The organism is Cellulomonas sp. P4_B5_2 (genome assembly GCF_056402235.1).
In genome coordinates, this window is record NZ_JBFUHU010000222.1 from 4,457 (window position 1) to 10,758 (window position 6,302).

The 6,302-nt window shown below is 72.9% G+C and carries 10 protein-coding genes and 1 pseudogene; 4 read left to right on the top strand and 7 right to left on the bottom strand.

Going from position 1 to position 6,302, the window contains the following annotated elements:
* Positions 1–10 precede the first annotated feature (10 nt).
* Entirely contained in the window at positions 11–436 is a 426-nt protein-coding gene (locus tag AC1DUQ_RS15435; RefSeq protein ID WP_477059520.1) for a VOC family protein, read from the bottom strand.
* A 172-nt stretch (positions 437–608) separates the two neighbouring features.
* On the opposite strand from AC1DUQ_RS15435, the gene AC1DUQ_RS15440 reads away from it, so the two are divergent.
* Complete coding sequence (locus AC1DUQ_RS15440; RefSeq protein WP_421742680.1) at positions 609–788, top strand: hypothetical protein; 180 nt, start codon at positions 609–611, stop codon at positions 786–788.
* 2 nt (positions 789–790) lie between these two features.
* Here AC1DUQ_RS15440 and AC1DUQ_RS15445 read toward each other — a convergent pair whose 3' ends face one another.
* The gene (locus AC1DUQ_RS15445) at positions 791–1,330 is read right to left on the bottom strand and encodes an NINE protein (protein WP_477059519.1); all 540 of its coding nucleotides are present in this window, start codon (positions 1,328–1,330) and stop codon (positions 791–793) included.
* A gap of 123 nt (positions 1,331–1,453) precedes the next feature.
* On the opposite strand from AC1DUQ_RS15445, the gene AC1DUQ_RS15450 reads away from it, so the two are divergent.
* Both AC1DUQ_RS15450 and AC1DUQ_RS15455 read left to right on the top strand, forming a co-directional pair.
* A complete protein-coding gene (locus tag AC1DUQ_RS15450; protein ID WP_477059518.1) occupies positions 1,454–2,230 on the top strand; it encodes a DinB family protein in 777 nt (258 codons plus the stop codon).
* A gap of 4 nt (positions 2,231–2,234) precedes the next feature.
* Positions 2,235–2,690, top strand: coding sequence for a nitroreductase family deazaflavin-dependent oxidoreductase (locus AC1DUQ_RS15455; RefSeq protein ID WP_477059517.1), 456 nt, complete (start codon positions 2,235–2,237; stop codon positions 2,688–2,690).
* A gap of 131 nt (positions 2,691–2,821) precedes the next feature.
* Here AC1DUQ_RS15455 and AC1DUQ_RS15460 read toward each other — a convergent pair whose 3' ends face one another.
* The 5 genes from AC1DUQ_RS15460 to AC1DUQ_RS15480 form a co-directional block, all read right to left on the bottom strand.
* On the bottom strand, positions 2,822–3,202 hold the full coding sequence (locus AC1DUQ_RS15460; protein ID WP_477059516.1) for a VOC family protein: 381 nt from the start codon (positions 3,200–3,202) through the stop codon (positions 2,822–2,824).
* Between the two features lie 63 nt (positions 3,203–3,265).
* Complete coding sequence (locus AC1DUQ_RS15465) at positions 3,266–4,081, bottom strand: class I SAM-dependent methyltransferase (RefSeq protein ID WP_477059515.1); 816 nt, start codon at positions 4,079–4,081, stop codon at positions 3,266–3,268.
* A 40-nt stretch (positions 4,082–4,121) separates the two neighbouring features.
* Positions 4,122–4,469: a hypothetical protein gene (locus tag AC1DUQ_RS15470; protein WP_477059514.1), complete on the bottom strand. Its 348-nt coding sequence runs from the start codon at positions 4,467–4,469 to the stop codon at positions 4,122–4,124.
* Positions 4,466–5,311 (bottom strand): lysostaphin resistance A-like protein, encoded by an 846-nt coding sequence (locus tag AC1DUQ_RS15475; RefSeq protein ID WP_477059513.1) that lies wholly within the window; start codon positions 5,309–5,311, stop codon positions 4,466–4,468. The genes AC1DUQ_RS15470 and AC1DUQ_RS15475 overlap by 4 nt, the downstream gene beginning before the upstream one ends.
* Before the next feature lie 68 nt (positions 5,312–5,379).
* Complete coding sequence (locus AC1DUQ_RS15480; RefSeq protein ID WP_477059512.1) at positions 5,380–5,925, bottom strand: PadR family transcriptional regulator; 546 nt, start codon at positions 5,923–5,925, stop codon at positions 5,380–5,382.
* Between the two features lie 68 nt (positions 5,926–5,993).
* Between AC1DUQ_RS15480 and AC1DUQ_RS15485 the strand changes: the two are divergent.
* Positions 5,994–6,302: pseudogene (locus AC1DUQ_RS15485) on the top strand (pyridoxamine 5'-phosphate oxidase); the annotation flags it as partial.

Consider the following 6,302-nt stretch of genomic DNA (forward strand, 5'->3'; position numbering starts at 1 on the left):
GTCGACGGCGTCAGGCCGCGCTGTACTCCACCGCCACGTCGACCACCCAGGTGACCCCGAACGGGTCCGTGAGCATCCCGTACAGCGGAGCCCACTGCGAGGGCGCGAGCGGGACGGCGACGGTCGAGCCCTCGGACAGCCGCTCCCAGAGCGCGGCGACCTCCTCGGCGGTGTCGCCCCGGAGCGAGACGAAGAACGGGTCGTCACCCCGGCTCCACGGGCGCGCCGCCGGAACGTCGTAGGCCATGACACGGAAGCCGTTCTCGGCGGCGACCTGGCCCCAGACCACCTGGTCGGCCTCCGCCGGGTCCTGGACCGCGCCCATGTCCTGGTAGCTGATGACGGTGAGTGCTCCGCCGAACACGGAGTGGTAGAAGTCGAGCGCCGCACGGGCGTCGCCCCGGAAGTTCAGGTGCGTGGTGGTCTGCACGGTCAAGGTCGTGTCCTTACCTGGGTCCGACGAGGCGGGAAGTCCCGTCCTCTGCGCGCCACTCTCGTCGGCGTAGCGGTCAGGTCCTGTCCTGCTCGTCGTGGCGCCTTGACCTGGCCCTCTCTCCAGGAGAACGGTGGGGGCGTCAGCAGTGGGAGCGCGATCAAGGATGGGTGGCATGGCGAACAAGTCGTCCGGTGCGGGAGGCGGAGCCGTCTACGGGATCGGGTTCGTCGGCGCCGCGGTGTTCTACTTCCAGCAGGCGGACACGTTCTGGTCGTTCGTGCTCGCGATCCCGAAGTCGCTGATCTGGCCCGGGATCGTGGTGTTCGAGCTGCTCAAGAGCTTCTACGGCTGACCTCAGCCCCGCAGAGGCCGCCCTCGCGCGTCACGACTGAACCGACCCCGCCGGACGGACAGGATCAGCAGCCCCTCGGCGAAGCCCCAGACGCCCATGACGATCGCGGCCAGGCCGAGAGTGAAGAACCCGCCGACGACGGTGATCGCGAGCATGGTGAACCCTCGTCGCCAGTAGCCGAGGTAGATCCGGTGCAGGCCGAGACCGCCGAGGAAGACGCCGAGCAGGCCGGCGGCCACGCGTGACCGGGTGAGCTGGGGCAGTCGCCACGGCACTCGTACGGGCTCGCGGGTCCCGTGCACCGCTGAGGTCGTCAGCCACCGCCAGCGCCACCGTCTCGGCACCCGCTCCGTCTCCCGGGCGACGGGAACGGCGTCCTGCACGTCGGGCACCCGACCGGGCGGGTAGCGCACGGTGGCCGAGAGCGGCAGGAACGGTGGGGGCGGCGGGTGCATCGGGCGGCGCGTGACCACGGGGCGCTCGCGGACGTCGTCGTCGAGGTCGAGGTCGAGGACGTCGAGCCGGTCGATGGTGTCGGTCACGGGTGCTCCCGCGGGTCGGCCGCCGCGAGCTGCGGCGGATCCTCCGAGAGTAGGCCGCCGACCGCGTGGCCGGTAGCGCTGGGAGCCCGACCGGTGTCGGAGCCCGGTCCTAGCCTGACCGGTATGAGCGACCTCTCCGACCTGCGCGGCTCGCGGTTCCAGGACGCCGACCTGCAGGGATCACAGTTCACGATGGTGGACCTCACCGGCTCCACGTTCCGCTTCGTGGGGTTCCACGGGGTCGTCATGCGCGGTGTCGAGATCACGGACACGACCATCGACGGCGAGGTCCAGAGCCTCGTCATCAACGGCATCGACGTCGCCCCGCTGGTGGAGGCCGAGCTGGACCGGCGGCACCCCGAGAAGCCGCTGTTCCGGCCGGCCACCGCCGACGGGTTCCGGCAGGCGTGGGACGTCGACGAACGGCTGTGGGCCGCGACGGTGGACCGTGCACGGCGGCTGCCCCCGGAGCTGCTGCACGAGTCGGTCGCGCAGGAGTGGTCGTTCATCGAGACCCTGCGGCACCTGGCCTTCGCGTCCGAGTCGTGGGTGGCGCGCGGGATCCTGGGCGACCCGAGCCCGTGGCACCCGCTCTCGCTCCCGTGGGACCAGATGCGGCCGCGACCGGGAGTGCCGCGGGACCGGGACGCGCGACCGTCGCTCGACGAGGCGCTCGCCCTGCGACTCGACGCGATGGCGGTGGTGCGCGGGGTGGTCGACGACCTGACCGACGAGCAGCTCGACCGCATGACCGCGCCGCTGGTGGGTCCGGGGTGGCCCGACGAGGGCGCGACCTTCCCGGTCCGCGAGTGCCTGCTCGTCGTGCTCAACGAGGAGTGGTGGCACCGCAGGTACGCCGAGCGCGACCTGGCCGTGCTCGAGGCCCGCGGCGGATACTGACGACGTGAGCGATGCGGCCCGCCGTCCTCGACGCACCTACGCGCCCGGTCGGTGGCGTTCGGTCGGGAACAGGGTGATGCTCCCGCTGGTGCGGGCAGGCCTCGTCCCGTACACGTGGATGCTGATCACCCGCGGCCGCACCACCGGGTTGGCYCGGAAGGTGCCGGTCACGCCGGTGGACCAGGACGGCCGGCGGTGGCTCGTCGCGCCGTACGGCGCGGTGGGCTGGGTGCACAACGCCCGGGCTGCCGGACGCGTGCAGCTGGCTCGGCGTCGGGACGTGCGCACCTACGCCGTGCGGGAGGTGACCGACCCGCAGGAGGCCGCCCAGGTCATCCACCGCTACGTCCAGGTGGCCTCGGCGACGCGCGCCTACTTCGCCGCCGACCGGACCGACCCCGTGGACGCGTTCGTCGCCGACGTCGCGGACCACCCGGTGTTCGAGCTCACCCCGGCCTGAACCGCAGCGGCGCCCAGAGCGGTGCGCTCCGGGGTCAGGAGCCCGATGTCGTCGTCGTGGTGCAGCGTCCGCACGGTCAGCCCGGGAGACCCCGGCCAGCTCGCCCACCCGCCAGGACGCACCGTCCATGGTCAGCGCGTGGACGAGTGGATCGCCCAGCGGTGACCGAACGGGTCGACCAGCCACCCGCGCTTCTCGTCGCCCTGGTCGGAGGGCTCCCGGTCTGCGGTCGCCCCGGCGGCGACCGCGGCCGCGTAGACGGCGTCGACGTCGTCCACCCCGAGCACCATCGCGGACGTGCTGTGCCCGAGCGTCGCCGGGGCGTAGGCGCCGTAGTCGTGGAACTCGTCGGACAGGTAGAAGGCGATCTCCCCGATGCGGAGCTCGGCGAAGCCGATCCGGCCGTCGCCCTCGTCGCGCTCGCCGGTCTCCTGCGCACCGAACGCGGCGCCGTAGAACGCGATCGCGGCGGCCGCGTCGTGCACGGTCAGGTACGGGACCAAGGTGGTCATGGTGCCTCCTCGACTCGTGCGGCGCGTCGTCGTCGCCGCTGCGCCCGACGCTAGGCCCTCACGTCAGGTGAGGTGCAAGCGGGTCGCGACGGTGATCAGGTGCGAGCTGAGCCCGAGCAGGCTGGGCTCCGCCTCGATCACGCGCGCGGAGTCCAGGACCACCTCGCGGTCGGCTGCGTCGTCGAGCGCCGGCGCGATCGCCCGGATCCAGTGCGCGAGCCCCTCGACGCCCACGGTCTCGGTGATATCGAGACCGGCCTCGGTCGCCTCCGCGCCCAGCTCCTCCGGGCGGTGGAAGTACGCGGTCGTGAACCAGCGGGGGTCGCCCGTGGGGTTCTGGTGCACCCCGGTTGCGAGGTCCTGCGCGACGATCGCCCGGAACGCGGGGTCGAACAGGTAGGACTGCGCGAGCCCGTCGAACAGGGACGCGAACCGGGAGATCGCCATCGCGATCACCACCCCGCCGGGCACGACGACGCGCCGCGCCTCGCGCCACGCCGCCAGCCGGTCGGCGCGGTCGGTCAGGTGGTAGAGCGGGCCGAGCAGGAGGACGGCGTCCACGGACTCGTCCGGCAGCTCGAGGGCGCGGGCGTCGCCGACGGTCGCGGTGAACCTCGCGTGAACGCCGAGCTGCTCGGTCGCCCGCGCGACGTGCCCGGGCAGGAGGTCGACCAGGTGCACGGTGTGCCCGTCGCCCAGCAGCCACTCGGCGTGCACGCCGGTGGCCCCGCCGACGTCCAGCACGCGGGAGGTCGGGCGCAGGTGGCGACGGACGATCTCCTGCACGCGAGCGAGCTCCAACCGGCCCAGTCCCTGGCGCAGGCGCTGGTCCTCGTCGAAGTCGCTCTCGTAGTGGGAGTGGATCGGGGGCTGCTCCATCGCGACAACCTAGGGCCTGGCCCGTCGCGTCGGCACCGGGTTATCGGTCGAGCAGGACGGGAACGATCAGCACGGCGGCGAAGCAGAGGGGTACGAGCGACGCCAGGGCGACGGTGCTGCGAGTCCGCCACCGGGGCCCCCATCCGCGCCCGGCCTGCACGATCCCGACGAACAGAGCGAGGACCGCAGGGACGGCCGCGACCATCAGGATCACCACCGCGGCGAGGTCGCCCCAGGTCTGCGGGTCGCGGGCGTTGTCGATCGCTGCGTCTGCCGCGAGGACGGCGCCGGCGGCTGCCACGACGGCGAGCACGAGGCCGGACCAGCCCAGGACGGCCGCCCACGGGAACCCGCGCCCGACCTGCAGTGTCACGCCGGTCTCCGTCATGCCCGGACAGTACCGACCGCGCCGCCCCAGCGCCGGAACACGACGACCGCCGTGAGCACGAGGAGCGGCAGGACGAGGAGTCCCTCCGGGCGCGCAGCGTGCACCAGCGGGCTGTCGATGACGAGCACGTCCGCCGCCAGCAGCGGGAACGCGACCGCGTTGGCCATCCCGTGCCCGAGCACCGCGGGCCACACGCTGCCGGTGCGGTCACGGGCGACGCCCCAGATCACGGCCATCGCGAGCACCGCGACGGTGAACAGCGGGAGCTGCGCCGCCAGCGGCAGGTCCGTGTAGCCGTCACCGAACGCGACGATGTACGGCACGTGCCAGACGGCCCACAGGACGCCGACTGCGAGGTGCCGCCGCAGCGGTGGCACGCCGAGCGCGGCGAGCCGCGGCTCCAGGTATCCCCGCCAGCCGAGCTCCTCGAACGCGGCGAACGTCACGCGGGCGAGGAAGCCGGTCGCGAAGAGCGCCGCGAACCGCGGTCCGGCGCCGGGCGCCACGTGCACGTCGCCGGTGAGTGCACCGAGCAGGATCGGAACCGCGAAGAGCACGGGGAACAGCAGGAGCGCGACGGCGTACCAGGCGCGCTCGCGACCCAGCCGCAGCCCGGCGTCGGCCCAGCCCTCCCGGCCGATCGTGCGCAGGCCGACCGCGAGCAGGAGTGGGCTGAGGACGAACACGAGTGCGCCGGCGCTCGTCCCGGGGTCCTCGGACGAGGACATGACCAGACCGCCGATCGTGGCGAGGACCAGGACGCCGGCGGCGTAGACGAGCACCCCGCGGCGGCTGGCGGGTCGGTGGGTGCGTGCGGTGCGTGCGGCGGTGGTGGCGGTCATGGCGCGACTCCTTCGGGCGTGGGGCATCGCCCGGCCGCCGGGTGGCGGTCGGTGAGGGTGCGGGTCGGTCAGTCGGTCAGCTCGGCGAGCAGGTTCTGGGTCCAGTCGAGCTCCGCGCGCGCGTGCGCCAGCCCGTTGGCCAGCGTGGCGAGGCGCAGCCGCATCTCGAGGTCGAGCGTGATGCCTGCCGCGGCGACTGCCTGCTCGCTGGCGTCCCGGGTCTGCTCGAGGACGGCGGCGAGCTCGCGCGCCTCGTCGGCCCGCTCCTGCAGGACGGTCCGGACGCGCTCGACGCCGAGCCGGCCGACGAAGAACAGCCGAACCAGGAACACCTCGCGCGACGGCACGTACTCGACCGGGGACGCGAGCCAGTCGTCGAGCTCCGCCAGCCCCGACTCGGTGATCGCGTGCTCGCGGCGGTCGGGCTTGCCCTCCTGCGGGATCGTCGTCACCGAGACCAGCCCGTCCGCCGCCAGGTGCCCCAGGGTGCGGTAGATCTGCGCCTGGTCGGCCGGCCAGAAGTGCGCGACCGACTCCTCCATGTGCTTGCGCAGGTCGTAGCCGGACATCGGGGCGATCGACAGGAACCCGAGAACGGCGTGCTTCAAGGACATGCCCCGACCATAGAGGACCGGTCATCTATAGGACAAGTCCTGTATGGATGCCGGCGTACTGTCGCGTCGTGCGGAGCGAGTACTCAGGCGAGGGTCTCAGCGAGGACCAGCTGGCGGCGACCCCGCTCGAGCAGGTGCGCAGGTGGGTCGCCGAGGCTGAGACGAGGCAGGCCGACCGCGGCGACGTCGTCGAGCCCGTCGCGCTCTCGGTCGCCACGGTCGACGCCGATGGCCTCCCGAACGTCCGCACGGTCCTCATGCGCTTCCTCGACGACACCGGTCCAGGGTTCGTCACCGACCTCGGCTCGACCAAGAGCCGCGAGATCGGTGCCACGGGTGCCGTCGCTGCGTCGCTCACCTGGCCGGCCATGTACCGC

Excerpts from the sequence above, each read along its gene's own strand:
- AC1DUQ_RS15440 (WP_421742680.1), top strand. The coding sequence starts at position 609 with ATGGCGAACAAGTCGTCCGGTGCGGGAGGCGGAGCCGTCTACGGGATC.
- AC1DUQ_RS15450 (WP_477059518.1), top strand. The coding sequence starts at position 1,454 with ATGAGCGACCTCTCCGACCTGCGCGGCTCGCGGTTCCAGGACGCCGAC.
- AC1DUQ_RS15460 (WP_477059516.1), bottom strand. The coding sequence starts at position 3,202 with ATGACCACCTTGGTCCCGTACCTGACCGTGCACGACGCGGCCGCCGCG.
- AC1DUQ_RS15465 (WP_477059515.1), bottom strand. The coding sequence starts at position 4,081 with ATGGAGCAGCCCCCGATCCACTCCCACTACGAGAGCGACTTCGACGAG.
- AC1DUQ_RS15470 (WP_477059514.1), bottom strand. The coding sequence starts at position 4,469 with ATGACGGAGACCGGCGTGACACTGCAGGTCGGGCGCGGGTTCCCGTGG.
- AC1DUQ_RS15475 (WP_477059513.1), bottom strand. The coding sequence starts at position 5,311 with ATGACCGCCACCACCGCCGCACGCACCGCACGCACCCACCGACCCGCC.
- AC1DUQ_RS15480 (WP_477059512.1), bottom strand. The coding sequence starts at position 5,925 with ATGTCCTTGAAGCACGCCGTTCTCGGGTTCCTGTCGATCGCCCCGATG.